The sequence below is a fragment of the Lentzea sp. NPDC036955 genome (genome assembly GCF_055608005.1).
Genome location: NZ_JBVJRC010000004.1, coordinates 349,616 through 375,746, shown reverse-complemented (window position 1 = coordinate 375,746; position 26,131 = coordinate 349,616). Strand labels below are relative to the sequence as shown.

Here is a 26,131-nt window from a genome sequence, read left to right as displayed (position 1 = left end):
ACCACTTCGGTCCTAAGTGGCCGGGAGCGCCGGCGTGGTGCCCCGGACGCAGAACCGCCCGCGTCCTCTCGCTGGACGCGGGCAGTTCCGTCTTACCCCCTTGGTGATCAGCGTCTCCCCCCGGAGCAGATCCCGTCCCTAAGACACCACAGCCCCCGGCGATGTTGCCCGGTTCCCCGAATGTCACTCGAATGAACCAACGGATGCCCGTTGTCCAGGGCGGTTTGTCCGGTTGCCGAGGTTCGGATCGTGCCAGGTCACAACCGGTGGAGCGGCCCCGCCGGGCCTACGCTGATCACCATGAGCGACAAGCCGCAGGGCTCTGGGGAAAGCACGCTGACCGTCGTACTCGCCCTGCTGGTGAACCTGGCGATCGCCATCACCAAGGCCATCGCGGGCGTGCTGACCGGTTCGGCCGCGATCCTCTCCGAGGCCGCGCACTCGGTGGCCGACACGTTCACCGAGGCCCTGCTGCTCACGGCCCTGCGCCGCTCCGACCGCCCGGCCGACCGCCGCCACCCCTTCGGCTACGGCAAGGAGCGCTACTTCTGGTCGCTGCTGGCCGCCGTCTCGATCTTCGCCTCCGGCGCGATGTTCGCGTTCTACGAGGGCTTCCGCACCGTCTTCGGCGAACCGGAGGAGCAGACCCGCCCCCTGGTCGGCTACATCGTGCTGGCACTGGCGTTCCTGCTGGAGTCCGTGTCGTGGACGCAGGCGTTCCGCCAGGTCCGCTCCCAGTCCGCCGAGCACGGCAAGAGCTTCTGGGCGTTCCTGCGCGAGTCCGACGACCCCACCGTGAAGACCGTGTTCCTGGAGGACTCGGCGGCCCTGATCGGCCTGGTCCTCGCGTTCACCGGCCTCGGCCTGCACCAGCTGACCGGCTCGTCGGTGTGGGACGGCCTCGCGTCACTGGCGATCGGCGTGCTGCTCGCCCTCGTCGCCTACACCCTGGCCCGCACCAACCGCGGCCTGCTGATCGGCCGCCAGGCAGACCAGGTGGTGGTCAAGGCGATCTGGAAGTGGCTCGCCGACCTGCCCGAGGTCGACGCCGTGGTGGACGTCCTGACGATGCTCATCGGCACCGACCGCGTCCTGCTGTGCGCCCGACTGGACTTCGACGACTCCATGACCGCCCACGAACTGGAACTGGCCTGCGTGCGCATCTCCGCGGACCTGCACTCGGAGTTCCCCGACCTGGACGAGATCTTCCTCGAACCGGTCCCGCGCACCGACCCCGAACTGCGCCGCCGCGTGCTGGAGCGCTACGGCTTCTAGCGGCGCGTGTCCGTCCGGTGGAAGTTCAGGTACGCGCGGCTCGGCGTCGGTCCCCGCTGCCCCTGGTACCGGCTGCCGGCCTGCGTCGAGCCGTACGGGTGCTCCGCCGGGCTCGACAGCTTGAACAGGCACAGCTGGCCGATCTTCATGCCGGGGTGCAGCGTGATCGGCAGGTTCGCGACGTTCGACAGCTCCAGCGTGATGTGGCCGGAGAACCCCGGGTCGATGAACCCGGCCGTGGAGTGCGTGAGCAACCCGAGGCGCCCCAGGCTGGACTTGCCCTCCAGCCGGCCCGCCAGGTCGTCCGGGAGCGTCACCATCTCGTAGGTGCTGCCCAGCACGAACTCACCGGGGTGCAACACGAACTGCTCACCCTCCGGCGTCTCCACCAGGCTCGTCAGGTCGTCCTGCTGCTGCGACGGGTCGATGTGCGTGTACTTCGTGTTGTTGAAGACCCGGAAGAACCGGTCGAGCCGCACGTCGATGCTGCTCGGTTGGAGCATCTCGGCGTCGAAGGGGTCGAGGTGGAGACGGCCGGACTCGACCTCTTTGCGCAGATCCTGGTCACTCAGCAGCACCTGGGCAGGGTAACCGAGTTGGTCCGGCTCGCCGACGAGGACGGTGAGACGTCACGTTGCCGGGCTGTGTATGATCGGCTGCGAGCTTGCTCCTGCGGGTGTAGTTCATTGGTAGAACGACAGCTTCCCAAGCTGTAGAGGCGGGTTCGATTCCCGTCACCCGCTCCACCCGAAGGCCCTCCTCGCGGAGGGCCTTCGTCGTTCCGGCCATCGGCACGTCACGCCGCCAGCTCCGCGAGCGGGACGACGGTGCAGCCACGCAGTTCACGGATCACCGCCGACGCCAGCACCCAGCGCACGGCCGGGTCGTCGTAGGGCACGGAGACCGCGCCCGCCGGGACCGGCGCGAGCGGGCCCTTCCGGTAGAGCACACCTCGCACGCCGGCGATGGGGTGCTCGCGGACGCGGAGCGCGACGGCACCGCGGCGCAGCGCCGGACACAGCTGCACGCACCTCGTGGCGCAAGGCGCGCACACAGGTGGTTCTGTCGAGCCCATCCCCTCCGGCCACGACGGCCAGTCGCCGCGGTGGTCGCGGTGCAGCCACAACGTGCCCAGGCCGGTCCGATCCGCGGGCTCACCGCACACCTGGCACAGCAGGTGCTCCATCGCGTGCCGCTGCCTGTGCGGATGGACCCGGCCGAACTCAGGCCGGCCCACGCCTCGGTTGACCGCGGTCTGGCGCCAGAGAACGCCGTGCGGATCGCGGTCGGCCGGAAGCTCCTCGGCGTAGGCGATGCCCCGTCCGGGGCGTTCGACCACCCGGCACAACAGGTCCTGTTCAGCACTCCACGCGGCCACGTACGGCACAACGACATCCATGCGGCGAACGGCAGGAACGAGTCGGCCTGCTCTTTTGCCCCCGTGGCAAGGTCGCCTGATCGAGTTACACCGGAAGACCCGCGCGGTGCGCCATGCCGCGCAGTTCCCGGACCACGCTGTCCCGCTTGACCTTCGTCAGCAGTTCCGCGAGCACCGACCGCATGAACGGATGCCGGTGGATGCGCGCGGGCGACAGCTGTTCGGCGCGGCGCAGCACCAGCACCGCTTCGTCGTGCCTCCGGGGCAGGTGCGCCAACGCACGGCCGCACTCGCGCCAGTAGGCGGCGCGTCTGGTCGGTGAGGGCAGCGCGGCGGGCACGACGGTGGTTGCGATGCGGGCGGCTTCGGCGTGGTCGCCGGCTTCGAGTGCCACGGACATGCGCCAGACGCCGACGTTGCTGGGGCCGAACCCGAACCACAGCGCGTTGCCCTCGCCCGTGTGCGCGGCGAGATCGGCCGCGTGCGCGAGTGCCGCTTCCCGCTCGGCGGCGTCGCCCCTCGCCGCCGCGGTGAGGGACGCGGTCAGGGCGATCATCCCCGTTGCCTCCGCGGCTTCCTTCGTGCCCGTTCCGAGGCCGGGAACGGCGAGGGCCTGCGCGGCGAGGTCGAACGCGCCGGCGCCCATGAGGCCGAAAGCGGTGCCGAAGGCGCTCACCGCGTGGGAGAGCGGGTCGTCGGTGCGGGCCGCGGCTTGCTGCGCGAGCAGGACTGCTTGCCAGCCGAGGTCCAGGTTGGCGCCGATGTCCGTGAGCCACGCCTGAGTGCCTTGGACGTGCGTCAACGCGAGCAGGCGCAGCACCGGTTCGACGTCCCGGCCGGCCTGGACGGTCGTGTGCAGGTCGCGGACCAGTGCCGGCAGTGCGTCACCGACCCGCGCGTACTGGCATTCCCGCTGTGCCTTCAACAACGCCGTCACGCGCCTGGTGAGCACCTCGACGGGCAGGGCCTCACCGCGCGGCTCGCCCATGCCCGCCGCGAGCAGCGCCAGCCGGACCGCGTTCAGCGAGCGGTCCTCGTCGAGCTCACCGGGTGACACCACCCCGGGGCCGGTGATCTCGCTCGGAGCCACCTCGAGCGCATCGGCCAGGGCCACGATGAGCGAGCGGCGGTCCAGTGCTCGCGCACCGGACTCCAGCCTCGACAGGTACGACGGTGAGATGCCGGCGAGACCGGCGACGACGGCGAGCGACTTCCTGCGGGCGTGGCGGACCTGCCGCAGGCGGCGGCCGATGTCGCTGGTGGAGGGTTCGTCGGGCACGACAGCACCTCGTTCGCCTGATCGCCGCCGGAGCGAGTGGAGAAGCTCGTCCGAGGGTAGCGGGACGGTCGACCTGGCAAAGGACGTGTCAGCGGCCGCGGCTGGACCGGCTGCGAGGGTCTGTCAGTCGACCGGTAGGCCCCACGGTCGGCGGTCCAGGTCCACCCACCCGCCGCCACGGGCCAGCGCCGCACGCACCCCCGCGACGTGCTCCGCGAACGAGGCCAGGTCCCCGTGCAGCAGCTCGGCGCGTTCCACGTCCAGGGGATGGACGTCGTCGTGCCACAGGTCGACCGGGAACGACGCCACGAAGGTCATCGACTGCAGCAGTTGCAGCAGCGCGGCGGAAGGCGACGGTGACTCGGTCAGGTAGTCGGTGCGGATCGAGTCGCAGGCGGCCAGCAGGTCGCGGACCTGGCGGATGGCGTCGGCCGGGGTGCCGTCCCAGGACGGGCCGGGGTAGACGCGGTCGGCGAGCTCCAGCCAGAGTCGCCAGCCTGCGGTCAGTTCCGCGTCGTCCGCCGGACGCCATGCACCCATGACCTCCACTGTGCATGCGGACGAAGCGGGAGTCTCGTGACGATGACGCACGCCACGGCAACCAACGGGTGATCTGCGCGTCTCGCGGCGGCGTGGCGTGGCGCCGCGAGACGCGCAGGAAATCAAGCCCTGACGCGCTCGCGCTCGTCGGAGTTGAGCGAGTCGAGCAGGGCGTCGCGCTCGGTGGAGGGCTCCTTCTTCAGGAAGCCGATCGACAGGTACAGCACCAGCGAGAGCAGCAGGGGCCACGAGACGAGCACGCCCTTGGTGACCCACGCGGCCTTGCTCATCTGCTCGACGTAGAGGAACGCCCACATGCCCAGGCCGCCGACGACCGAGGCGATGGCGGCCGTCGAGCCGATCTTGCGGAACCACGGGAGCAGGCCCAGCATCAGCGGGATCGCGATCGGGCCCATCGTGGCGGCGACCAGGTCGACGACCACCTTGAGCACGAAGCCCTGGCCGCCGGAGGCGATGGCGATGATCATGCTGATGCCGATGAAGAGGAACGTCGTGACGCGGGCCAGGACGAGCTGGTTGTCCGCGGAGAACGTCTTCACCTTCTTCCAGATGTGCGGCAGCATGTCGCGGTTGATCACGGCGGCGATGACGTTCGCGTCCGAGGACACCATGGCCATCGTGTGCGAGAAGAAGCCGGCCAGGACGAGGCCGATCATGCCGGCGGGCAGCATCTGCTTGCCCATCTCGATGTAGGCGTTCTCCGCCTGCGCGCCTTCGAGGCCGGGGACGATCAGCGGCGCTGCCCACATCGGGAAGAACAGCACCAGCGGCCACACCAGCCACAGCGCGGACGACAGCAGCGCGGACCGCTTGGCCGCGAAGCCCGACGGCGCGGCCATGTAGCGCTGCGCCAGGTTCCACATGCCGCCGTTGTACTCCAGCGTCTTGATCAGGAAGAGCGCCATGAGGAACGTCGAGGTGTACGGGCCGGCGAGCGGGTCGCTGTGGCTGTCGGGGAGCCTGTCCCAGATCGTCACGGGGAAGCCCCAGCCGAGGGTGTCGGCGACGGCGATGAACATCGCGAAGCCCGCGGCCGCCTGGATGATGAACTGGCCGAAGTCGGTGAGCGCGTCCGCCCACAGGCCGCCGAGCACCGAGTAGACCATCGTCACCAGGCCGATGATCACGATGCCCCAGGTGATCGGGACGCCCGCGAAGCCGCGGAGCAGGATCGAGACGGCCGCCCACTTCGCGGCGATGTCGACGACCTTGAGCAGTGCGCCCGCGTAGGCCATGACCTGCTGGGTGGGCAGGTTGTAGCGCTTGGCCAGGTACTCGAGCGGCGACTTGACGTCGTGCTTGGAGCGCAGCCGGTTCCACCGCGGTGCGAACAGGAACGCGCCGATGCCGACGCCGATGCCGATCGTCAGCGACCACCACACGTAGACGGTGAGACCGAGCCGGTACGCCTCGGACGCGAACGCCACGAACATGACCGCGCTGTAGCCCGACATGTGGTGGGAGATGCCGGACAGCCACCACGGCATCTTGCCGCCCGCCGTGAAGAAGTCGGCGATGTTCTGGACCCGCCCGCGCGACCAGAGCCCGATCGCGACCATCACGAAGAAATAGCCGACAACCACGATCCAATCGAGGGTGCCCATGTGACCTCCTTGCGTGCACACACGTGTGCCCGCGAGAGCACCAGGCCTCATGGCGGCGGGAACCTGGCACATCCGCACGGGATATGTGACGTAGGTCTTACGAGACCGTTGCCCCCTGGTGGAAGACCTTGGCCAGTCTTGAATCACATTCGTGACCCTTGTTCACCTACATGAACGGCACTTTCCACGTCATGCGGCCGGGGGAACGACGTCATTCCTCTGGAAGCACGAACGGAGGTGCTGATGCTCCCGCCAGGCCGGCCTGCTCCCGGCGTCGCGCTGATCGACCCCGTACCGCTCTACCGCGAGGGCCTGTCCTCGCTGGTGAGGCGGACCGCCGGCCTGCGCTGGCTCGGGTCGACGGGGCACCCGGAGGCCGCCGCGCGCCTGCAGGAGCACCTGAACCCGGACGTGCTGCTGGTCGACTCGATGCTGGACCCGGTGGGGCAGCTCGCGCGGCAGCTCCTCGAACGCGACAGCCGGCTCGTCGTGATCGGGCTGGCCAGGGACGCGCACTCGCACGCGAACTACGTCACGAGCGCGCTGGAGGCGGGTGTTCGCGGTGTGGTGCCGCGGTCGGCGGAGCCGGAGCAGATCGTGCGGGTGATCTCCGAGACGCTGCGCATCCGCGGGTACGTCCACCCCGACCTGCGCTGCCGGGAACGGCCGGCGCTGACCCGGCGCGAGTACGAGGTGCTCACGCTCATCGCGGACGGGATGGAGAACCGGCAGGTCGCCGACGCGTTGATCGTGTCCGTGGAGACCGTGCGGACCCACGTGAAGGGCATCCTCCGCAAGCTGAGCGCGCGCGACCGGACGCACGCGGTGTCGCTCGCGTACCGGTCAGGCCTGCTGCTGAGCCTGCCAACCGTGTTCGAGTAGGCCGAACAGCTCCGCCGCCGCCCGCTCGCGGTCCGGCCGGCTGAAGATCACGTCACGGGCCTCCAGCGCGAACCGGGCGAGGCCCGCGCACCGGACGTCGCCGGGTGGCGCGCCGATCTCCGCGGCGATGGCCTCGGCCAGCGCCTTCTCGTGGCGGAGCCACATCGTGCGCTGGTAGGCGCGCAGCGACGGGGTGCTCTCGACCAGCCGGGCGAACGACTCGAACAGCGGGTGGTCGACGTGGCCCTCCGCGGCGCCGACGAAGTGGTCGCGCAGCGCGGCCGGGATCGACGTCCCCGCCGGGCGGTCCCGCACGGCGCCGATGAGCGAGGACTCCATCTCGGCGTCCTCGTCGAACAGCAGCGCCTCCTTGCTCGGGAAGTGCTTGAACAGCGTCGTCACCGACACGTCGGCGCAGTCGGCGACCTCCTTCACGCCCACGTCGTCGAACCCGCGCGCCAGGAACAGCTCCAGCGCCGCGTCGGCGATCGACTGGCGGGTCTGCAGCTTCTTGCGCTCACGGCGGCCGAGTTCGGTCACGCCGGCAGCCTACCCTGCGAGTTGAGCCACTTCAAAAGTGTAGTGATTGCACTTTTTGAGTCAGTGCGCTTTCATCGGTGGCATGACCACACCACGCATCGCCATCGCCGGAGCTGGTCTCGGCGGCCTCACCTGCGCCCGCGTCCTGCAGCAGCACGGGTTCACCGACGTCACCGTCTTCGAGCGGGAGAGCTCCCCGGACGCCCGCCAGCAGGGCGGCACGATCGACCTGCACGCCGGCAGCGGCCAGCAGGCGATCCGCGCCGCCGGCCTCTACGACCAGTGGCGCGCGCTCGCCCGGTTCGAGGGCCAGGAGCAGCGCAAGGTCGACCACGCCACGGCCGCGCTGGTCGAGCACGAACCGGCCGAGGGCGACTTCCGGCCGGAGATCGACCGCGGGCAGCTGCGCGGCCTCCTGCTCGACTCGCTCGCGCCGGGCACCGTCGCGTGGAGCCTCGGCGTCACCGGCGCCACCCCGCACGAGGTCACGCTCACGGACGGCACCACCGCGACGTTCGACCTGGTCATCGGCGCGGACGGCGCCTGGTCACGGGTGCGCGGCGCGGTCTCGGCCGCCGTGCCGCGGTACACCGGCGTGCTGTTCGTCGAGGTCCGGCACGACGGCGACGAGGCGCTGCTCGACCTCACCGGCCAGGGCACCATGGTCGCCGACCACGACGGCCTGATGCTGTGGTCGCAGCGCAGCAGCGGCGACCACATCCGCGCGTACGCGTGCCTGCGTGCCCCCGAGGACTGGCGGCCCTCCACCGCCGACCTGCTGGACGTCTACACCGACTGGCACCCGTCGCTGCGGGCGTTCCTGCGCGGCGAGCCCGTCCACCGGCCGCTGTACGCCCTGCCCGTCCCGCACCGGTGGGACCCGACGCCGGGCGTGACGCTGCTCGGGGACGCCGCCCACCTGATGCCCCCGCTGGGCGTCGGCGCGAACCTCGCACTGCAGGACGCCGCCGAACTGGCGCTCGCGGTCGCCCGCGACGGTGTCGACGAGGGCGTGCGGGCCTACGAGTCCGTCATGGTGCCGCGTGCGGTCGACTTCGCCGAGCGCACGGAGGCCGGACTGCTCGACATGGTTCCCGCACGCCCCGTACGCGTCTGACCTGCTCTCATGTCCGACCTCATGCCCGATTCAGGCCGCGCGGAGGACTGTCTGCTTCGCCACCGGTGGGTGGTCGCCCTTGCCGGGGTTACTGTCGGGTAATACTCTGTTGTTACCGGTCAGTAGGCGACCCCGCCGCGACCCTGAGGAGTGAGCTGACGAGATGGGCCACTACAAGAGCAACGTCCGGGATCTCGAATTCAACCTGTTCGAGGTCTTCAACGTGCAGGACCACCTCGGCAAGGGGCCGTTCGAGCAGTCCGACGAGGACACCGCGCGCGGCGTTCTGGCCGAGATGAAGACCCTGGCGGAGGGTCCGCTCGCGGACTCGTTCGCCGACGCCGACCGCAACCCGCCGAAGTTCGACCCGGCGACGCACTCGGCGACCCTGCCGGAGTCGCTGAAGAAGTCGTACCAGGCCGTGTGGGACGGCGAGTGGTACCGCATGTTCCTGCCGGAGGAGCTGGGCGGCTTCGGCACCCCGCCCTCGGTGGCGTGGGCCGCGTCCGAGCTGATCCTGGGCGCCAACCCGCCGATCTACATGTACCTGGCGGGCCCGAGCTTCGCGACGGTCGTCTACAACAACGGCACCGAGCGCGACCAGCACTGGGCGCAGCTGATGATCGACCGCGGCTGGGGCGCCACGATGGTGCTGACCGAGCCGGACGCCGGTTCCGACGTCGGCGCCGGCCGCACCAAGGCGATCAAGCAGGACGACGGCACCTGGCACATCGAGGGCGTGAAGCGGTTCATCACGTCCGCCGACCAGGACCTGACCGAGAACATCATGCACATGGTGCTCGCCCGTCCCGAGGGTGAGGGCATCGAGGCGAAGCCCGGCACCAAGGGCCTGTCGCTGTTCCTGGTGCCGAAGTTCCACTTCGACCCGGAGTCCGGCGAACTGGGCGAGCGCAACGGCGCCTTCGTGACCAACGTCGAGCACAAGATGGGCATCAAGGCGTCCACCACGTGCGAGCTGACGTTCGGCCAGCACGGCGTCCCGGCCAAGGGCTGGCTGCTCGGCGAGGTGCACGACGGCATCGCGCAGATGTTCGACGTCATCGAGTACGCCCGCATGATGGTCGGCACCAAGGCCATCGCGACGCTGTCGACCGGCTACCTGAACGCGCTGTCCTACGCCAAGGAGCGCGTCCAGTCCGCCGACCTCACGCGGATGACGGACAAGACCGCCCCGCGCGTCACCATCACCAACCACCCGGACGTGCGCCGCAGCCTGATGCTGCAGAAGGCGTACGCCGAGGGCCTGCGCGCCGTGTACCTGTACACCGCGACGTTCCAGGACAAGGTGATGCTCGGCGGCGACGACGCCAAGCTCGCGGCCCAGGTGAACGACCTGCTGCTGCCGATCGTCAAGGGCGTCGGCTCCGAGCGCGCCTACGAGCAGCTCGCGCAGTCGCTGCAGACCCTGGGCGGCTCCGGCTTCCTGCAGGAGTACCCGATCGAGCAGTACATCCGGGACTCGAAGATCGACTCGCTGTACGAGGGCACCACGGCCATCCAGTCGCTCGACTTCTTCTTCCGGAAGATCATCCGCGACAAGGGCCAGGCGCTCGCGTTCATCAACGGCGAGATCCAGTCCTTCCTCGACAACGAGGGCGGCAACGGTCGTCTCAAGGAGGAGCGCGCTCTCCTGAAGCAGGGCCTGGAAGACCTGCAGGGCATGCTCGGCGCCCTCGTCGGCTTCCTGACCTCGTCGCAGGAGGACGTCCGCAACCTCTACAAGGTCGGCCAGAACTCGGTCCGCCTGCTGATGACCGCGGGTGACGTGCTCGTCGGCTGGCTGCTGCTGCGCCAGGCCGAGGTCGCGCTGGAGAAGCTCGGCGGCACCCCGTCGGCCAAGGACAAGGCGTTCTACGAGGGCAAGATCGCGGTGGCGTCGTTCTTCGCGAAGAACGTGCTGCCGGAGCTGACCGCGCGCCGCAAGGTCACCGAGCAGACCGACAATTCGCTGATGGACATCGACGAGAGCGTCTTCTAGGACGCGATCACGACGACGGGTCCGCGCACCTCCTTCCCGAGGTGCGCGGACCCGTTTTCAGTCGGTCTCCGTTTTCCGGCTCCTGCTCACTCCTTGAGCGCCCGCGCGGCGACGAAGCAGTAGACGCCGAACGCCGCGATGCCCACCGCGACCGCCGACAGCAGGAACATGCCGAACGGCTGCGCGGCCAGCGTGTGCAGCGCCTTGTCCATGCCGCCGGACTGCTCGGGGTCCGCGTTGATCGCGGCCAGTCCGACGAGGACGCCGATGACGCCGTACGCGACGCCCTTGCCGATCCAGCCGATCCGGCCGACGGGCTCGACCCACGACGGCGCACGGCTCATGTCGAGGTCCTTCTCGAACGACTTCTTGAAGCCCTTGTAGGCGATCACGCCGGCGGTGACCAGGATGCCGATCGCGATCGCACCCACGATCAGCTGGCCGCCCGGCCACGCGAGCACCTGCGCGGTCAGCTCCTGCTGCTGTTGTGTGGAGTCACCGGTGGCACCGCTGGTGGCGTACTTGAACGCACCGAACGCGATACCGCCCGCAGTGATGGCACGTGCCGCGGAGCCGACGCGTTTGGAGATCCGCTTGCGCTTCTTGCTCACGTAGGTGTAGCCGACGAAGGCCAGGATCAGCTGCCACACGGCGAAGAACACCAGACCGATGCCGACGGCCCACAGCAACCAGGCGCCGTTCTTCGCGAGCTCGCTCAGCGCTCCCTTGGAGTCCGTCCGCTCGGCGTCCGTGCCGAACGCGACCTGGAGCGCGAGCCACGCGATGAGCACGTGCACCGCTCCGTACACAACCATCCCCACCCGCCCCAGCGTCTGGACGACGGGGTGTCTTCGCGCCTCATGCGCAACAGTGGCCACGAACGGGTGAATACCCGCTCGTGGCCACGGCAAATCCCGGGTTCGGGTCAGCCGCCCGCAGGCGGCGGACCCTCACAGATGATCTTGAACTGCGGGTCGTAGCGGACCGTGCGCGACTCGCTGCGGGTCTGGCCCGTGCGGCGGTCCTTGATCGTGCGGGTGTCCGTCACGGAGAAGCCGGGGGCGCCGTTGCTCGGCGTGCACCCCTCCTTGGTGATCTTCTTCTCCTGCGGCTGGGTCGGGGCGAACTCACCGCTGGTGGAGCCGGTGACGTCGTAGTTCTTGGTGCCCCAGAGCACGATCTTGATCGACGAGGGGGTCCAGATCGTCTGGATGGCGACGCCCGTGTCGTCCGGGTTCGTGAACGCGATGTCGATCAGGCTGTTGCCCGCGCCGTCCATGAACACGGTGGCCTCGCGGCCCTTCGGATACCGCGTGATCCAGTAGCTGTGCTCCTTGTGGCCCGCGTCCTTCATGCCCGCGTAGTAGGACGCGTTGTAGAGCGTGGTCGCGAACTGCGAGATGCCACCGCCGACCGCCTTGCCCGGGATGCCGTTCTCGATGATGCCCGCCTCGACGTAGCCCTGCGCGGTGCCGCGCGGGCCGGTGTGCTTGTTGAGGCTGAACGTCTCCTTGGGCTTCACGATCGCACCGTTGACCTTCTCGGCCACGACCCGGATGTTCACGCCCGACGTCGCGGCGAAGCCACCGGTCTGGAACTCGCCGATGACCTCCTTGATGCCCATCTTGTTCGCCTGCTCGGTGGTGACCTTCGCGGGCGTGTGCTTGTACTCGAACTTCAGCTCGCGCCCGTCGGTCTTCTTGAGCGTGTCGAAGTACGGCTGGATGTTCTTGTCCCAGTCGACGTCGAGCCCGTCGACGGACGGCTTCACGGTCGGCCGGCCGCCCTCGAACACGATCTGGGCGTCCTTGCCCTCCTTGACCGTCTCCTTCAGCGGCGGAGCGGCCACCTCGACGAGCTTGTCCTTGTTCACGCCGACGTCGAGCGCGCCCCCGTCGAGGGGCACGAAGTTCAGCGTGGCGGCGATCTGCTCGGGTGCGAGGACCGCGTCCTTGCCCTCGCCCTTGATCGTGACCGGGGCGGAGACGGCGGTCTTCACGACCTCGTTGAGCGCCTTCTCGACGCCCTCCTTGGTGGTCTTGACCGGGGTGAAGTCCATCGGCACGTCGACCGGGTCACCGGAGGCCCAGTTGGCCACGACGGTGCGCGCCGCGTCCTCCGTGCGCATCTTCTGACCGGCGTGCGGCTCGACGGCGACCGGGGCGGCACCCTCGAACCTGATGGTGCCCTCGATCGGCTCGTGGTCGAGCTCGGGGCGCAGCGCCTCGAGCGCGCCGGCGACCTTCTCGTCGTCCGCCTTCGTCGCCACGCCCACCTCGCGGCTCGTGAAGAACGACGTCACGCGGGTGATCGGGGAGAGCGGCTGGCTGCCCGCGCGGTCGATCGTGGCGTTCCAGTCGAGCTCCAGGCCCGCCGCCTTCGGGTCGAGCTCGCCCGTGACGTCACCGGCCTTCAGCGCGACCGGCTTGCTCAGCCGCGGCTCGATCGCCTCGCGCAGCTTCCCCTCGGCCTCGGAGTGGCTCATGCCGCCGACGTCGACGCCCGCGACGGTGACGCCGCGGGGCACGTTGCCGCTGGAGACGAGCATGTCGAGGCCGTACAGCAGACCGAAGGCGCCGACCACGGCCGCGGCCACGATCAACGCCTTCTTCTTCGTGTTCTTCGGCTCTGCCCCGTCGTCCTCGTCGCCCGGTTCGATCATCACGGGCCCGTAGACGCCGGAGTCCTCCGGCAGGGGCTGCGGCGGGGTCACCGGTCGCATGTACTCGGTGGCGTCCTCGCCGGCGGGAAAGCCGACACCGGGCACGGCGGCCGTGACGGTCGGCTGCTCGGTGTCCGGTTCCTCCGACGGCCAGGCCTCGGTGGACGCGTTCACGTTCACGGGCGCGATCTGGGTGGTCTCCTCGGAGGCGGTGCCTCTCGGGTTGACCGGTGGCATCGCCCTCGTCTTGTCAGCGTCGTACGGCACAGCTCTCCCCGTTGCCCTGTCTCTCCACTGAGGCGGCGTATACGTGTGTACAGCTAGCAGTTCACCATCTCGAACCGGCGGCTCACAGGTACAGGCCGGTGCCGTGCTCGGTGAGCTCGCTGGCCACAGCGTGCAGATCGCGTTCCCTCAGCACGAGGTACGTGGTGCCCTGCACCTCGACCTCGAGCTGATCGTCCGGGTTGAACAGCACCCGGTCTCCCACCTTCACGTGCCGCACGCTGGTACCGACTCCGAACACGCTGCCCCACGCCAACCGCTTCGCCATCTGGGCCGTCGCGGGGATCACGATGCCACCGCTGGACCGCCGCTCGCCGTCCTCCGGCGAGATGCGCACCATCACACGGTCGTACAGCATCTGGATCTCGAGCTTGACATCAGGCACCCGCAGAGTCTACGTGGCCTGCGGAGGTGCCTCGTCCATGCCGCCCATCAGCAGCGGGAGCCGGGTCGGTGCATCGGCAACCACTCGAACGGGGACGCCCCAGTCCTGCCTGGTCAGGCGGCAGACCGGGTGTTCGTCGGCAGGATCGTCACTGCAACTGGCCGCCTGCGCTACGACGTGCAGAACGCCGTTCGTGACCTGATCGTTGATCCGCAACGCCCGTACCAGTTCGGTGCCGACGCCCGCGCCCTCCAGGATCAGCTCCGGGGGTGAGCTGGTGATCTCCAGGCGGGTGGACGGTCCGTACCGTTCGTCCAGTTTCGTCCCGGTCGGCGGGGTGAAGACGACGGCGAGCTCGACCGCACCGGCCGCGATGTCGGTGCTCGGCCGCTTCACCCGGTGCGCCTCGCCGTCGACCTTGACGGCCGCGGCGGTGAACCGCTCGAGCCGGTGCGCCGCGCTCGCCACGACGACGAGCTCGCCGTCCACGACCAGCGCGTCACTCGGCTCGGCGAGGTCGGTCGCGATGGTGCTGACCGTCCGCGTCTCCGGGTCGTACCGGCGGATCGCGCCGTTGTAGGTGTCCGAGACCGCCACCGACCCGTCGGGCAGCACCGTGACGCCGAGCGGGTGCTGCAGCAGCGCCTCGTCGGCGTCGCCGTCCCTGTGCCCGAAGGCGAACAGCCCCTTGCCGACCTCGGTGCGCACCTCGCCGTTCTCGAGGTAGCGCAGCGCGGAGGTCTCCGAGTCGACCATCCACAGCCGGTCGCCGGCCGCGGCCAGCCCGCTGGTCTGGGCGAAGAACGCCCCCTCCGCCGGGCCGTCGTTGATGCCCTCGACGGTCGTGCCGGCGAGCCTGCTGACCTGGTTCGTCCCCGGGTCGAAGAACCCGAGCGTGTGGTTGCCGGCCATGGCGATGGCGACGCCGCTGTTCCACCACGCCACGTCCCACGGGCTGGTGAGGTCGATCTTGTCTGCCGGTCCGTCGGTCTGGCCGTCACGCCACTGCTCACCGGTGCCCGCGATGGTCGTGACCTCGCCGGTCTCCAGGTCGAGGCCGCGGAGGAGGTGGTTGACCGTGTCCGCGACGACCACGTCGTAGCCGTGCGTGTTCGGCACCAGCGTGAGCCCGGCGGGCTCGGAGAAGGTGGGGTTCAGCCCGTCCGCGCGCCCGCGCTCACCGGTGCCGATGCGCCGGACGACCGTCTCGCCGTCCGCTTCGAGCTCGACGAGGCTGTGGTGGGCGCTGTCGCTGACCAGGATCGTGTTCCGCGGCGTGACGATCGCCTTGGCGGGGAACCGGAGCGTGGTGCTCGGCGGTTCCGGCGCGACGTACGGCCCGCTGCCGCGGTGCAACGTGCCCTTCGCCGCGTGCTCGGCGACCAGCTCGCCGATGATCGTGTCGAGCGCGTCGACGTGCCCCTCACCGGCGGCGACGTGCACGACGTACCCCTCCGGGTCGACCAGCGCGAGCGTCGGCCACGCCTTGACCGCGTACTGCTGCCACATCTCCAGCTCGGGGTCGTCGAGCACCGGGTGGTGCACCTCGTAGCGCTCGACGGCGGCCTTCAACGCCTCCGGGTCCGCCTCGTGCACGAACTTCGGCGAGTGCACGCCGATCGTGACCAGGACGTCGGAGTACTTGGCCTCCAACGGCCGCAGCTCGTCGAGGACGTGCAGGCAGTTGATGCAGCAGAACGTCCAGAAGTCGAGCAGCACGACCTTGCCGCGCAGGTCCCTGAGGCTGATCGCGGCGTCACCGGTGTTCAGCCAGCCGCGGCCGTGCAGCTCGGGGGCACGGACACGGGCACGGCGCTTGGCAGTCGTCACGGCCGTATCCAACACTGTGGACGGTGGTGGTGTTCCGACGTCCATCATGTGGACTGGGCCAGTACCGCGCGCAGGTCGCCCACGCCCTGGCGCCACAGCGGTCCGTGCCCGGCGTCGTCCCAGAGCACGGCGAGCTCGGAGTTCGCCAGCACGCGGTCCAGCGCCCTCACCGCCAGCGGAGGCAGGTCCGCCGGGAACGCGGGGAGGGGCTCGCGGGGGCCGTAGGCGGTGGTGACCGGCTTCCCACCAGGACACTGCGCGGCGACCAGCGTGGCTGCCGCCACGGCTTCGCTGCCGTCATCGGCCTCGACGTCGTCCGCTTCGGCCGCGCCGGCCAGGACGGCCCGGACGATGCCCTCGCGCTCCTCGGCCCGCGCCTTGTCCAGCCTGCCGGCGAAGTCCGCTGCCGCGTCGTTGTCGAACGACCCGATGTCCCAGGTACCCAAGGCGATCTCCCAGCGCAGGTGGAAAGGCGGCGTGGTGCCGTCCGGCGCTGATCATGCGCGACCGCGCGGCCCCCGCGAGCGGCCCCCTGGCCACGCGCCCGCCGAACCTGTCGACGTCGACAGGTTCTGAACCGTTTACGTGCCGTCGGCGTAGAGGTCGCCGGGAGGTGCGCGATGGTGGAGTACCTGGTGATCGGCGCCGGTCCGGCGGGTCTGCAGATGGGGCACTTCCTGCACGAGGCCGGGCGCGACTACGTGATCCTCGAAGCGGGGCCGTCTGCGGGCACGTTCTTCCGCGAGTTCCCGCGGCACCGGGTGCTGGCGACGGACGACAACTCGTTGTTCGGCACGCCGTTCGAGCGGTACAGCAAGCGGGCGTTCCCGCCGGCGGACGAGCTGGTGCGGTACCTGGAGGACTTCGCGCGGCCGTTGCACGTGCGGTACCGGACGCGGGTCGAGGGCATCCGGGGCAACGAGGTCCGGCACGCGCACGGGCGGATCGAGGCGGAGCGGATCATCCTCGCCACCGGGCGGGCGAAGGAGCACCTGCCGCGGATCGAGGGGATCGGGCTCGCGGAGACGTACGCGACGGCCAGCACCGACCCGACGGTGTACGCGGGGCAGCGGGTGCTGATCATCGGGCGGGGGCACAGCGCGTTCGAGACGGCGGACCTGGTGTCGTCGACGGCGGCGGTCACCCACACGGTGGGGCGGACCGTGCGGCGGATCGCCAGGCACGGCAAGGGGTTCAAGGCGGTGCTGGACACCGGGGAGCTGTACTACGACCGGGTCATCGCGTGCACCGGGTTCAAGCGGGACACCACGCTCGACGTGCCGCACGTGCACCTGGCGGCGGGTGACTCGATCAGGGCGATCCGGCACTCGACGAGGGCGCTGCACCGGACGCTGGAGGCCGAGCACCACGGGGTGCCGTGGCCGCACCGCAAGCTGCGCAACCGGCCGGACGCGCTGGCGGCGGCGATCGCGACCAGGGCTCGGGAGATCCCGGAGGGGCTGGCGGACGTCGTTGTGCCGCAAGGACAGAACGCACTGCTCTACGACGAGATGCCGGCCAGGCGGCGCACCGGGTTCGTCGTCACCAACGTGCAGGTCGAGCACTACCGGCACAACGAGCTGATCGCCGTGGAACGCAGGCTGCACCGCAAGCCGCTGGAGAGGTTCTTCTCCACGCAGCTCGCGGTGCCTTGTATCGCCTGAAAGGGCCTTACACCACCTGGAACTCGTGCAGCTTGGTGTTCTGGCCGGCCTTGACGGTGCACGGCGAGGTGAAGGTGCCGAGGAACGTCGTCGAGCCGTCCGCGTGGCGCGGGGTGAGCGTCAGCGAGGCGTTGCCGAGGTTGACCGTGGTGGTGCCCGCCTTGGTCAGCGTCAGCGACGGGAACGTGCCGGTGCCGGTCACGTTGAACGTCCCGGAGGAGGCGACGTTCGTCTTCGGGATCGCGAGCGTCGCCGTGACCGACGAGACGCTGCCCGCGTTGTTGATCGTGTTCGTGGTGCTCAGCGTGCCCTCGACGGTCGCGGCGCCGAGCCAGTTCAGCACGCCCGTGGCCGCGGCGGAGACGGTCGAGACGACCTGGGTCTGACCGCCCGCGGTGGGCGTGCCGACGGTGGCGGAGTCCGGCAGGTTCGTCGCGGTGACCGTGGACGGCTGGTCCTGCAGGCCGATCAGGGTGAACGTGCAGGAGTACGTGATGTTCAGGGTCACGTCGGCGGCCTGGCTGGTGCCCGCCGCGACAATGCTCGTCGCTCCGGCGAACAGGACGACCGCGGCGGCACGTGCGATGATTCCGAGTTTCATGGCAGGGTTCTCCTGAGTGCGGCATCGAACTGCAGGGAATGGAGCTACTGGTCAGTAAGGTAGCGACGCCGACAATGCAAAGCAAGCATTAGCGCGTTTTTGTCATCCGCGTAATAATTGCCGCGGTGCGATTTGTCAGTCGAGACCCAAAAACGCGCGGACCCGCAGTGCGAGTTCGAGCGTGAAGCGTTCGCCGGCGTCCTGCAAACGGTCGCCGAACAGTTCCTCCAACTGGTTCACCCGGTATCGCACGGTCTGCGGGTGGACCGCCAGCCTGGCCGCGATCTCCGGTGCGCCACCGCGGGCGGAGAGCCAGGCGAACAACGTCTCGGCGAGCTTCGTGCGTTGCCGGGCGGTCAACGGCGCGAGGGGCGCCAACGCGCGTTCGGCCAGCTGACGGGCCAAGAACTCGTCGGCGAGCAGGGTCAGCTCGACCAGGTGGTCGGCGCAGTCGAGCACCTGGTCACCGGGCAGCACCCCGGCGTTCGACAGCGCCAGCACCCGGCGGGCGCAGGCCAGCGACCGGCGCGCCTCCCGCGGTGGCACGGCCAGCCCCACCACGGCCCGCCAGCCCACCGCGCGGACCATGCGCGGCACCTCGACCGGGTTCGGGACCAGCACGTACGGCGTGGCGTCTTCGAGGTTGACCAGCACGTCCTGCGGCAGCAGCAGCTCGTCGACGTGCCCGGACGACGGCTCCAGCGCCACCGCGCACAGCGAGTCCGGCATCGGCCACGCCGCCACGTCCGCCGCGTCGACGACCGACTGCCACGGCACCGGCGGGTCACCGACCAGCAGCTCCGTCAGCCGCCGGCGCTTGCGCTCCAGCGTGCCGGCGGCACTGGCCTGAGCCGCGGCGTACCCGTCGACCGACAGGCTCACCAGCTCGTCGACGTGCGCGATCATGGCTTCGCCGAGCACGCTCATCAGGTGCAGCGACAGCGTCCGCCGCTCCGCGAACGCGCACACGTGCCGCCACGCCACCCGAGCGCCGATCCGGTAGGCCGCCTGCAGGCTGTCCAGGCTGCGGCCGGACTTGAACTCCCAGGCGCCGAGCTTGCGGTGGATGTCGTGCGGGTAGACCAGCGCATCGGGTGCCGCGATGTGGTCGACGAACTTGTCCAGCGCCTGCTGAATGCCTTCGATGACATTTTCCCGGAAATGCTGGTACTCCGGAATCGATTTCTCGATCGCCTCGAAGATGCTCACGGCGAGCGGCGGTATCTCCCGGCGCAGAAGTGGCGCGAGTTCGCGGGGCACCGAACTGCGTGGATCGTCCGGTTGGCTCATTCACCCTCCCACTGCCCGGAGCGTACGGGGCAGGTGAAAGGACGTCGTCAGCCAACCGGACGAAGCCGCAGTCGGGACGACCGCACTACGCCACGGGCAGGGTGCGGTCCAGGAACGCCGTCGTCAGGTCCCACGCGCGGTCGGCGGCGGCCTTGTCGTGGAAGTGGCCGAGGTGGTTGTGGAACGCGTGCCCGGCCGGCTGCAGGTGCACCTCGGCGCCCTCGTGCGAGTCGGACGCGTCGACCACCTTCTGGTAGCCGGGGATGAAGTCGTCCTCGGTGCCGAAGTGGAAGATGATCGGGCAGGACACCTGGTCCAGCAGCGCGACCTGGTCCGGCACGCCCGAGCCGTAGAACGACACGGCGGTGTCCGGGTCGGAGACCGCGGCGGCGTTGAACGCGAGCGTCCCGCCCAGGCAGAAGCCGAACACGCCGACCCCGCCGGAGACCTCGGGCAGCGAGCGCAGGTACTGCACCGACGCGACCACGTCCTGCACGGCCTGCGGGAAGTCCAGGCCCTGCACGACCTCCATGGACCGCGCGACGCCGGCCTCGTCGTGCTCGCCGACCCAGCCCGGCTGGAAGCGGTGGAAGAGCTCGGGGATCGCCACGACGTACCCGCGCGCGGCGAGGTCGGCGGCGACCCCCTGCAGGTAGGAGTCCAGCCCGAAGATCTCCTGGATCAGCACGATGCCGGGGCCGGTTCCGCTCTCCGGCAACCAGACCGGGAGCGGGATGTCGTTCACGCGGTGAGTCATGGGGTGATCCTGCCGGAAGGTCGACTTCGCGCCCACGCCCGCCCGTGCGACGGGAAAACCCGTCCCGCACGCGCGGCCGGTGCCCGATAATCGGCCGATGATCAGGCTGATCGCCACCGACCTCGACGGCACCCTGCTGCAGCCGGGCGGTGTGCTCAGCGACCGCACGCGCGCCACGCTGGAGGCCGTCGACGCGGACGTCGTCGTGGTGACCGCCCGGCCGCCGCGGTTCGTGGCGGACCTCGGGTTCACCGGGACCGCGGTCTGCTCCAACGGGGCGATCGTCTACGACCTGGCCGGCCAGAGCGTCACGCACGCGCAGACGGTGCCGCTGGACGTCGTGCGGACGGTGTCGGAGGCGCTCGCGAACGTCATCCCGAACGTCGGCATCGCGGTCGAGACCGGCCTGGAGGTGTTGTGCGAGCCCGCTTTCCGCGGGTTCAGCGCCAACAACCCGCACCGGACGCTGGAGCTGCTCGACCACGTCCTCGACGAGGCGCACCAGGTGGTGCAGATGCTCGCGTGGGCGCCGGACAGCGAGTCCGACCACATGATGGAGATCGCCAGGGAGGCGGTCGGCCAGCACGTCTCGGTCACGCACTCGGGCGGGCTCGGGCTGCTGGAGATCAGCCCGCCGGGGGTGTCGAAGGCCGCCACGCTCGAAGCCCTCTGCGCGACGCGCGGCATCGGTCAGCACGAGGTCGTCGCATTCGGGGACATGCCCAACGACCTGTCGGTGCTCGGCTGGGCGGGCACGGCCTACGCGATGGGCAACGCGCACCCGCTCGTGAAGCAGGCCTGTGCGAACCACGCGCCGCCGAACACGGAGGACGGCGTGGCGCAGGTCCTCGAACGGCTCTTCCGCCTCTAGGGCCTAACGGCGCGGCACCGAGGTGGGTCCGGCCACCTCGGCACCGAGCTCCGCCACCCGCCGCCGCAGCTCGCGGTCGGCGGTCACGACCGTCACCGCGCGGCCGGCGCCCTCGGTGCGCACGACCTCGACGACGGTGTCGTCACCGGAGTGCTCCGCGGCGACGACCCGCACGTCGTCGACGCTGGACACGGTGCGCGCCTTGCCTTCCACGACCAGGACGACCTCCTCGTCCCGGCCGCGCAGCGCGTCGCGCAGGCGTTCGGCCGCGCCCGCGCGGTCGCGCCACCACCCGTCGGGCACCGAACCCACGACGTTGGCGGCGTCGACCACGAGCAACGGCTTCACGCCCGTCAGCCTGCCTCAGCCGCGGCGGGCCCGCAGCGCGTCCAGCGAGTCCGGGTCGGGGCCGGTGTCGGACAGCGCGGCCGAGACCGGGGAGGACACGCCGGCCCACCGCAGCACCGCCGCCGTGGCCGCCGCGCGCCGGTCCTCCGGCAGCTTCGCGATGTTCGCGCCGTGGTTGCCGGCGGGCACCTCGAACGACAGCGAGTCACGGGTGCCGGGCCCGAGCCGGAACGGTTCCGCGCTCCACGGGTCGTTCTGCCCGTACACGAACAGCAGGCGGTTGCCCTGGTGGCGCACCCAGCGGTCGACGTCCTTCATGGCGTGCCGGTCGAAGCGCGGGAACCTGATGTCGGGGGACACCATCGTGCGCGGCACCGAGACGCCGGGGTGGCGCAGCAGGTCCGCCACCGCCGACTCGTCCGCCTCCGGCCAGCCGAGCTGCGTGCCAGCCTGGTAGTAGTACGCCGCGTAGGGCGCGACGCCCGCGTCGTTGTAGAAGTCCCAGCCGACGGTCTTGTCGATGAACGTCCAGAGGTCGTCCACGGACGCACCGGCGCCCGGAACCAGCGCGCACTGCTCCTGGGTGCCGTACTGCCAGAACGTGAAGGGCGTGTCGAGCACCAGCACCTCCAGCGCCCGGTGCCCGCCGCCGAACTGCTGGAACGTGTAGCCCCGCGCGGTCAGCCTGGCCACGATCTCGTCGCGGTGCTGCAACAGCTGCCGCTGCACGCCTTCGAGCCGGCGGTTGCAGGACGGGTCGGTGCCGACCTCGCGGATGAACTCGCCGTAGGTGTCGCGGTCGTTCACCACGTCGTTCGGCGTGACGTAGGCGATGGTGGCGTCGACGTCGCGCGGGAAGAACCGCCGGTGGTAGATCGACGTCATGCCGCCCTTGCTGGCACCGGTCGACAGCCACTTCGCCCCGTAGAGCTCCTTGAACGCCGTGACGATCCGGTGGTGGTCGTTGGCCGCCTGCCAGATGGTCAGGTCGTCCCAGTCGGCCGGTGACGGGCGCGAGGGCGCGAAGAACCGCTGTTCGACGCTGAGCTGGTTGCCGTCGACGAGCCGGGCCGGTTCGGAGGCGCCGATCGTGCCGGGCAGGTTGTAACCCGTGGTGTGCAGCACCATCGGGCGGGAGACGTCCTTGTGCAGCAACGAGAACCGCTGCTCGAACCGCTGGCCGCGCGGCTTGCGGTGGTCCGCGGGCTGCTGGATGCCGAGCACGAACGTCCTGGCGGTGCCGGACGTGCCCTCGCTGATGATCCGCACACCGGGGATGGCTGCGATGCGGTCCTTGATGTCGGTGGCGGCGGTCGCGACCGCCGCTGTGGCCGTGACCTGCGCTGATACCAGGCCGAACGCCAGCAGGGAGCGTACGAGTCTGTTCACGCTCCGACGCTAGCCAGCGGCGGGCGGGCGGCGGACCGGCCGATCGGCGGGACTGCAGGTGGCTTGCAGCGGACTTGGAGACGCCTTGCAGACCGGCCCCCGAACCTGGGTCCACGTTCGAAGAGGGGGACTGACATGAAGGTTCGAGAACTGCTCGGCACGACAGCCGTGGCCGTCGCGCTCGTCATGGGGACGGCGAACGCGAACGTGGCCACCGCCGACGAGATCGGCGTGATGTTCAACTGCGGCAACTACCCCGCGGGCAAGCAGACCGCGAGGGACGAGGCGCTGGCCAGGTCGACGACGTGGCTCCAGGCGCGGGTGCCGTACAGCCAGAGCGCCTGCCACAACAACCAGTTCGGCTCGTACCGCACCGACTGCAGCGGCTACCTGTCGATGATCTGGGGGCTGGCCCACTCCTACACCACGTCGACGCTGCACCAGGTGTCGCACACGATCAACCGGGCAGACCTGCAGCCGGGTGACGCGCTGAACTGGCCGGGCCAGCACACCGCGTTGTTCATCGGCTGGGCCGACGCCGCGCGGACGATGCCGCGGGTGCGCGAGCAGGCCGGTCCGAACGGCTCGCCCACGGTGGAGCGCAACTGGTCGGCCGCGACGGCCGCCAAGTACACGCCGATCCGCTACAACAACATCGTCTCGTACAACGTCGCCGGCGACATCGGCACGAAGTGGCGTGCGATGGGCGCGGAGAACAGCGTCGTGGGCGCCCCGGTCAACAACGAGCAGGACGGCGCTCCCGGCGGTCGCTGGCAGGGCTTCCAGCACGGCAACATCTACTGGACCCCTGCGCTCAACGCCCACCCGGTCTACGGCGACATCCTGACCAGGTTCATGGACACCGGTGACGAGCACCGCTGGGGCTACCCGGTCAACGACGAGTCGCCCGGCGCTCACGGCGGCCGGTGGCAGCAGTTCCAGACCGCGCACTTCTACTGGACCGCGGCGACCGGCGCTTTCCCGGTGTACGGCGAGATCCTGACCAACTTCATGAACGCGGGCGACGAGCACCGCTGGGGTTACCCGCTCATGGAGGAGGCGGCCGGCGCCAACGGCGGTCGCTACCAGAAGTTCCAGAACGGCATCTGGTACTGGAGCGCGCGCACCAGCGCGTACCCCGTCTACGGCGACATCCTGACCAAGTTCCTGTCGACCGGCGACGAGCACACCCACGGCTACCCGAAGGAGGCCGAGAAGGACTGGGCCGGCGAGACGGGCGGCCGCATGCAGACGTTCGAGAACTCCACCTTCTACTGGACCCCCGCCAAGGGCGCCTGGTCCGTCCGGAACGGGTGACGGCGATGAGGAAGGCAGTTCTCGCTCTCGCAACGCTGTCCCTGCTCTCGCTGGCGGGCGTCGCCCAGGCCGAACCCGCGCACATCTCCAACGCCGAGATGCAGGCGGCGTGCGCGGTGCCGGCCAACCGCGACATCAACGTCACCCGGACCGTGCACGACGTCGGCGTCCGCCGCGGGGTGTCGGCGAAGGTGATGCTCGCCGGGTTCGAGGCGGGCTGGGTCGAGTCGCACATGAACAACCTGGGCTGCGGCGACCGCGACTCGCTCGGCGTGTTCCAGCAACGGCCTTCGCAGGGCTGGGGCACGCCGGAGCAGATCATGAACGTCGCGTACGCCGCCGACCGCTTCTTCGCCGAGGCGCAGCGGGTGGAACCGAAGTACCCGAACCTCACCGCGGGTCTGCTCGCGGACAAGGTGCAGCGCTCGTGCTGCCCCGCCCGCTACGACCAGGCCGAGGCCAAGGCGCGGCAGATGCTCGACGAGGTCAGGATCGCGGTCGGTGGCGACATCGGCGTCAAGTGGCGTGCGATGGGCGCGGAGAACAGCGTCGTCGGCGCGCCTGTGAACAACGAGCAGGACGGCGCTCCCGGCGGCCGGTGGCAGGGCTTCCAGCGCGGCAACATCTACTGGACGCCCGCGCTCAACGCCCACCCCGTGTACGGCGACATCCTCACCAGGTTCATGGACACCGGTGACGAGCACCGCTGGGGCTACCCGGTCAACGACGAGTCACCGGGCGCGCACGGCGGCCGATGGCAGCAGTTCCAGGTGGCGCACTTCTACTGGACAGCGGCCACCGGGGCGTTCCCCGTCTACGGCGAGATCCTGACCAACTTCATGAACGCCGGTGACGAGCACCGGTGGGGCTATCCCCTCATGGAGGAGGCGCCGGGGGCGAACGGCGGTCGCTACCAGAAGTTCCAGAACGGCATCTGGTACTGGAGCGCACGCACCAGCGCGTACCCGGTGTACGGCGACATCCTCTCGAAGTTCATGAGCACCGGGGACGAGCACACCCACGGCTACCCGAGGGAGGCCGAGAAGGACTGGGCCGGCGAGGCAGGCGGCCGGATGCAGGTCTTCGAGGGCTCGACCTTCTACTGGACGCCCGCCAAGGGTGCCTGGTCGGTGCGGAACTAGTTCTTGAAGCTGGCGTAGTAGGCGGCGGCCAGGTCCTCGTCGCCGTGGCCTCGGGTGACCGCGCGGTTCAGGCGGGCGCCCGAGGCCTGCGCCACGTCCAGCTGCACCCCGGCCCGCGTGGCTGCCTCGTTCACGAGCAGCGCGTCCTTGAGGGCGTTCTGCACGGTGAACGCCGGCGGGAAGGAGCGTTCGATGATCGCGTTGCCCTTCGTCTGCAGGTACGCGCAGTCCAGCGGGCCACCGGAGACGGCCTCCAGGAACAGCCTCGGGTCGAGACCGGAGGACTCGGCCAGCGCCACGGCCTCGCCGACCGCGGCGGTCAGCGAGAGGACCCAGCTGTTCGCGACGAGCTTCAACCGCGTCGCCGCACCCGCCTCACCGACCCACATCGTGCGGGCGCCGATCACGTCGAACACCGGCTGCACCCGTTCGCGCAGCTCCTCGACACCCGCGGCGAGCACGACGAGGGTGCCGTCCTGGGCCGGTTTGGTGCTGCCGAGGACCGGGGCGTCCACGAACTCCAGCCCGAGCGACCGGGCGAGCGCGATGTGGTCCTCGGTCGACTCGATGCCGACCGTGGAGGCCTGGACCCACACCGCGTCGTGCGGCAGCGAGGGGGCCGCGTCCTGCATGGTCGTGGTGACGGCGGGGCCGTCGTTGAGCATCGTCAGCACGACCTCGACGCCGTCGACGGCCCCCGCGGGCGTGTCCACGACGGTGACGCCCTGCGCGGCCAGCGGTTCGGCCTTGGCGCGGGTGCGGTTCCAGACCCGGACGTCGTGTCCGGCGGCGGCGAGGTTGGCTGCGATCGGGGCACCCATGAGGCCGGTGCCGAGCACGGCGATCTTCATGCCCCCAGCAAACAAGAAACCTCGCGGTGCTGCCAGGTCGGGGGTCCGACAGCACCGCGAGGTCATCCGTGACATCGGCGGACCGATGCGCTCTGTTACACGGC

25 protein-coding genes and 1 tRNA gene are annotated in these 26,131 nt (G+C 70.0%); 9 read left to right on the top strand and 17 right to left on the bottom strand.

Features of this window, described 5'->3' with window-relative positions; translation table 11 throughout:
* Nucleotides 1–300: 300 nt before the first annotated feature.
* Nucleotides 301–1,275, top strand: a complete 975-nt coding sequence (locus tag ACZ7CF_RS15190) for a cation diffusion facilitator family transporter (protein ID WP_360394141.1) — start codon at nucleotides 301–303, stop codon at nucleotides 1,273–1,275.
* Here the strand turns inward: ACZ7CF_RS15190 and dcd are convergent.
* Nucleotides 1,272–1,853, bottom strand: a complete 582-nt coding sequence (gene dcd / locus ACZ7CF_RS15185) for a dCTP deaminase (protein ID WP_360394139.1) — start codon at nucleotides 1,851–1,853, stop codon at nucleotides 1,272–1,274. The two genes, ACZ7CF_RS15190 and dcd, sit on opposite strands and share 4 nt — an antisense overlap.
* Nucleotides 1,854–1,947: 94 nt before the next feature.
* Here dcd and ACZ7CF_RS15180 point away from each other — a divergent pair.
* Nucleotides 1,948–2,021, top strand: a tRNA-Gly gene (locus tag ACZ7CF_RS15180).
* A gap of 50 nt (nucleotides 2,022–2,071) precedes the next feature.
* Here ACZ7CF_RS15180 and ACZ7CF_RS15175 read toward each other — a convergent pair.
* The 4 genes from ACZ7CF_RS15175 to ACZ7CF_RS15160 form a co-directional block, all read right to left on the bottom strand.
* Complete coding sequence (locus ACZ7CF_RS15175; RefSeq protein WP_470369802.1) at nucleotides 2,072–2,674, bottom strand: hypothetical protein; 603 nt, start codon at nucleotides 2,672–2,674, stop codon at nucleotides 2,072–2,074.
* A 64-nt stretch (nucleotides 2,675–2,738) separates the two neighbouring features.
* Nucleotides 2,739–3,932 carry a helix-turn-helix domain-containing protein gene (locus ACZ7CF_RS15170; RefSeq protein ID WP_470369801.1) on the bottom strand — a complete coding sequence of 398 codons (1,194 nt, stop codon included), beginning with the start codon at nucleotides 3,930–3,932 and terminating at the stop codon, nucleotides 2,739–2,741.
* Nucleotides 3,933–4,055: 123 nt separating this feature from the next.
* Nucleotides 4,056–4,472, bottom strand: coding sequence for a hypothetical protein (locus ACZ7CF_RS15165; RefSeq protein WP_458429915.1), 417 nt, complete (start codon nucleotides 4,470–4,472; stop codon nucleotides 4,056–4,058).
* Between the two features lie 122 nt (nucleotides 4,473–4,594).
* Nucleotides 4,595–6,097, bottom strand: a complete 1,503-nt coding sequence (locus ACZ7CF_RS15160; protein WP_360394115.1) for a sodium:solute symporter family protein — start codon at nucleotides 6,095–6,097, stop codon at nucleotides 4,595–4,597.
* Between the two features lie 243 nt (nucleotides 6,098–6,340).
* On the opposite strand from ACZ7CF_RS15160, the gene ACZ7CF_RS15155 reads away from it, so the two are divergent.
* Nucleotides 6,341–6,979, top strand: coding sequence for a response regulator transcription factor (locus ACZ7CF_RS15155; RefSeq protein ID WP_360394112.1), 639 nt, complete (start codon nucleotides 6,341–6,343; stop codon nucleotides 6,977–6,979).
* Here ACZ7CF_RS15155 and ACZ7CF_RS15150 read toward each other — a convergent pair.
* Nucleotides 6,941–7,519, bottom strand: coding sequence for a TetR/AcrR family transcriptional regulator (locus ACZ7CF_RS15150; protein ID WP_470369800.1), 579 nt, complete (start codon nucleotides 7,517–7,519; stop codon nucleotides 6,941–6,943). The two genes, ACZ7CF_RS15155 and ACZ7CF_RS15150, sit on opposite strands and share 39 nt — an antisense overlap.
* A gap of 82 nt (nucleotides 7,520–7,601) precedes the next feature.
* On the opposite strand from ACZ7CF_RS15150, the gene ACZ7CF_RS15145 reads away from it, so the two are divergent.
* On the top strand, nucleotides 7,602–8,636 hold the full coding sequence (locus tag ACZ7CF_RS15145; protein ID WP_470369799.1) for an FAD-dependent oxidoreductase: 1,035 nt from the start codon (nucleotides 7,602–7,604) through the stop codon (nucleotides 8,634–8,636).
* Between the two features lie 163 nt (nucleotides 8,637–8,799).
* Entirely contained in the window at nucleotides 8,800–10,635 is a 1,836-nt protein-coding gene (locus ACZ7CF_RS15140; RefSeq protein ID WP_360394103.1) for an acyl-CoA dehydrogenase, read from the top strand.
* An 86-nt stretch (nucleotides 10,636–10,721) separates the two neighbouring features.
* Here the strand turns inward: ACZ7CF_RS15140 and ACZ7CF_RS15135 are convergent, their stop codons facing one another.
* From ACZ7CF_RS15135 to ACZ7CF_RS15115, 5 genes are all read right to left on the bottom strand, one after another.
* Entirely contained in the window at nucleotides 10,722–11,450 is a 729-nt protein-coding gene (locus ACZ7CF_RS15135; protein ID WP_360394823.1) for a DUF1206 domain-containing protein, read from the bottom strand.
* Between the two features lie 110 nt (nucleotides 11,451–11,560).
* A complete protein-coding gene (locus ACZ7CF_RS15130) occupies nucleotides 11,561–13,357 on the bottom strand; it encodes a VanW family protein (protein WP_470369992.1) in 1,797 nt (598 codons plus the stop codon).
* 289 nt (nucleotides 13,358–13,646) lie between these two features.
* Entirely contained in the window at nucleotides 13,647–13,940 is a 294-nt protein-coding gene (locus ACZ7CF_RS15125; protein WP_360394817.1) for a GroES family chaperonin, read from the bottom strand.
* 36 nt (nucleotides 13,941–13,976) lie between these two features.
* Nucleotides 13,977–15,797 carry an NHL domain-containing thioredoxin family protein gene (locus tag ACZ7CF_RS15120; protein WP_470369798.1) on the bottom strand — a complete coding sequence of 607 codons (1,821 nt, stop codon included), beginning with the start codon at nucleotides 15,795–15,797 and terminating at the stop codon, nucleotides 13,977–13,979.
* Nucleotides 15,798–15,841: 44 nt separating this feature from the next.
* A complete protein-coding gene (locus ACZ7CF_RS15115) occupies nucleotides 15,842–16,243 on the bottom strand; it encodes a DUF4259 domain-containing protein (protein ID WP_360394101.1) in 402 nt (133 codons plus the stop codon).
* A gap of 174 nt (nucleotides 16,244–16,417) precedes the next feature.
* On the opposite strand from ACZ7CF_RS15115, the gene ACZ7CF_RS15110 reads away from it, so the two are divergent.
* Nucleotides 16,418–17,461: an NAD(P)-binding domain-containing protein gene (locus ACZ7CF_RS15110; protein ID WP_470369797.1), complete on the top strand. Its 1,044-nt coding sequence runs from the start codon at nucleotides 16,418–16,420 to the stop codon at nucleotides 17,459–17,461.
* A 7-nt stretch (nucleotides 17,462–17,468) separates the two neighbouring features.
* On the opposite strand, the gene ACZ7CF_RS15105 is transcribed toward ACZ7CF_RS15110, so the two are convergent.
* The 3 genes from ACZ7CF_RS15105 to ACZ7CF_RS15095 all read right to left on the bottom strand — a co-directional run bounded on the left by ACZ7CF_RS15105 (nucleotide 17,469) and on the right by ACZ7CF_RS15095 (nucleotide 20,109).
* Entirely contained in the window at nucleotides 17,469–18,062 is a 594-nt protein-coding gene (locus ACZ7CF_RS15105; protein WP_470369796.1) for a DUF6801 domain-containing protein, read from the bottom strand.
* 135 nt (nucleotides 18,063–18,197) lie between these two features.
* Nucleotides 18,198–19,352, bottom strand: a complete 1,155-nt coding sequence (locus tag ACZ7CF_RS15100; RefSeq protein ID WP_470369795.1) for a PucR-like N-terminal domain-containing protein — start codon at nucleotides 19,350–19,352, stop codon at nucleotides 18,198–18,200.
* Between the two features lie 85 nt (nucleotides 19,353–19,437).
* Nucleotides 19,438–20,109, bottom strand: coding sequence for a dienelactone hydrolase family protein (locus ACZ7CF_RS15095; RefSeq protein ID WP_360394090.1), 672 nt, complete (start codon nucleotides 20,107–20,109; stop codon nucleotides 19,438–19,440).
* Nucleotides 20,110–20,206: 97 nt separating this feature from the next.
* Between ACZ7CF_RS15095 and ACZ7CF_RS15090 the strand changes: the two genes are divergently transcribed.
* On the top strand, nucleotides 20,207–20,980 hold the full coding sequence (locus tag ACZ7CF_RS15090; RefSeq protein WP_360394087.1) for an HAD family hydrolase: 774 nt from the start codon (nucleotides 20,207–20,209) through the stop codon (nucleotides 20,978–20,980).
* Nucleotides 20,981–20,983: 3 nt separating this feature from the next.
* On the opposite strand, the gene ACZ7CF_RS15085 is transcribed toward ACZ7CF_RS15090, so the two are convergent.
* Complete coding sequence (locus tag ACZ7CF_RS15085; protein ID WP_360394084.1) at nucleotides 20,984–21,328, bottom strand: NTP pyrophosphohydrolase; 345 nt, start codon at nucleotides 21,326–21,328, stop codon at nucleotides 20,984–20,986.
* Between the two features lie 15 nt (nucleotides 21,329–21,343).
* A complete protein-coding gene (locus ACZ7CF_RS15080; protein WP_360394081.1) occupies nucleotides 21,344–22,717 on the bottom strand; it encodes a S28 family serine protease in 1,374 nt (457 codons plus the stop codon).
* Between the two features lie 135 nt (nucleotides 22,718–22,852).
* Between ACZ7CF_RS15080 and ACZ7CF_RS15075 the strand changes: the two genes are divergently transcribed.
* Nucleotides 22,853–24,034, top strand: a complete 1,182-nt coding sequence (locus tag ACZ7CF_RS15075) for an LGFP repeat-containing protein (RefSeq protein ID WP_470369794.1) — start codon at nucleotides 22,853–22,855, stop codon at nucleotides 24,032–24,034.
* A 5-nt stretch (nucleotides 24,035–24,039) separates the two neighbouring features.
* Nucleotides 24,040–25,176 carry an LGFP repeat-containing protein gene (locus ACZ7CF_RS15070; RefSeq protein WP_470369793.1) on the top strand — a complete coding sequence of 379 codons (1,137 nt, stop codon included), beginning with the start codon at nucleotides 24,040–24,042 and terminating at the stop codon, nucleotides 25,174–25,176.
* Here ACZ7CF_RS15070 and ACZ7CF_RS15065 read toward each other — a convergent pair.
* Entirely contained in the window at nucleotides 25,173–26,027 is an 855-nt protein-coding gene (locus tag ACZ7CF_RS15065) for an NAD(P)-dependent oxidoreductase (protein ID WP_458429902.1), read from the bottom strand. The genes ACZ7CF_RS15070 and ACZ7CF_RS15065 overlap by 4 nt on opposite strands.
* Nucleotides 26,028–26,131: the final 104 nt, after the last annotated feature.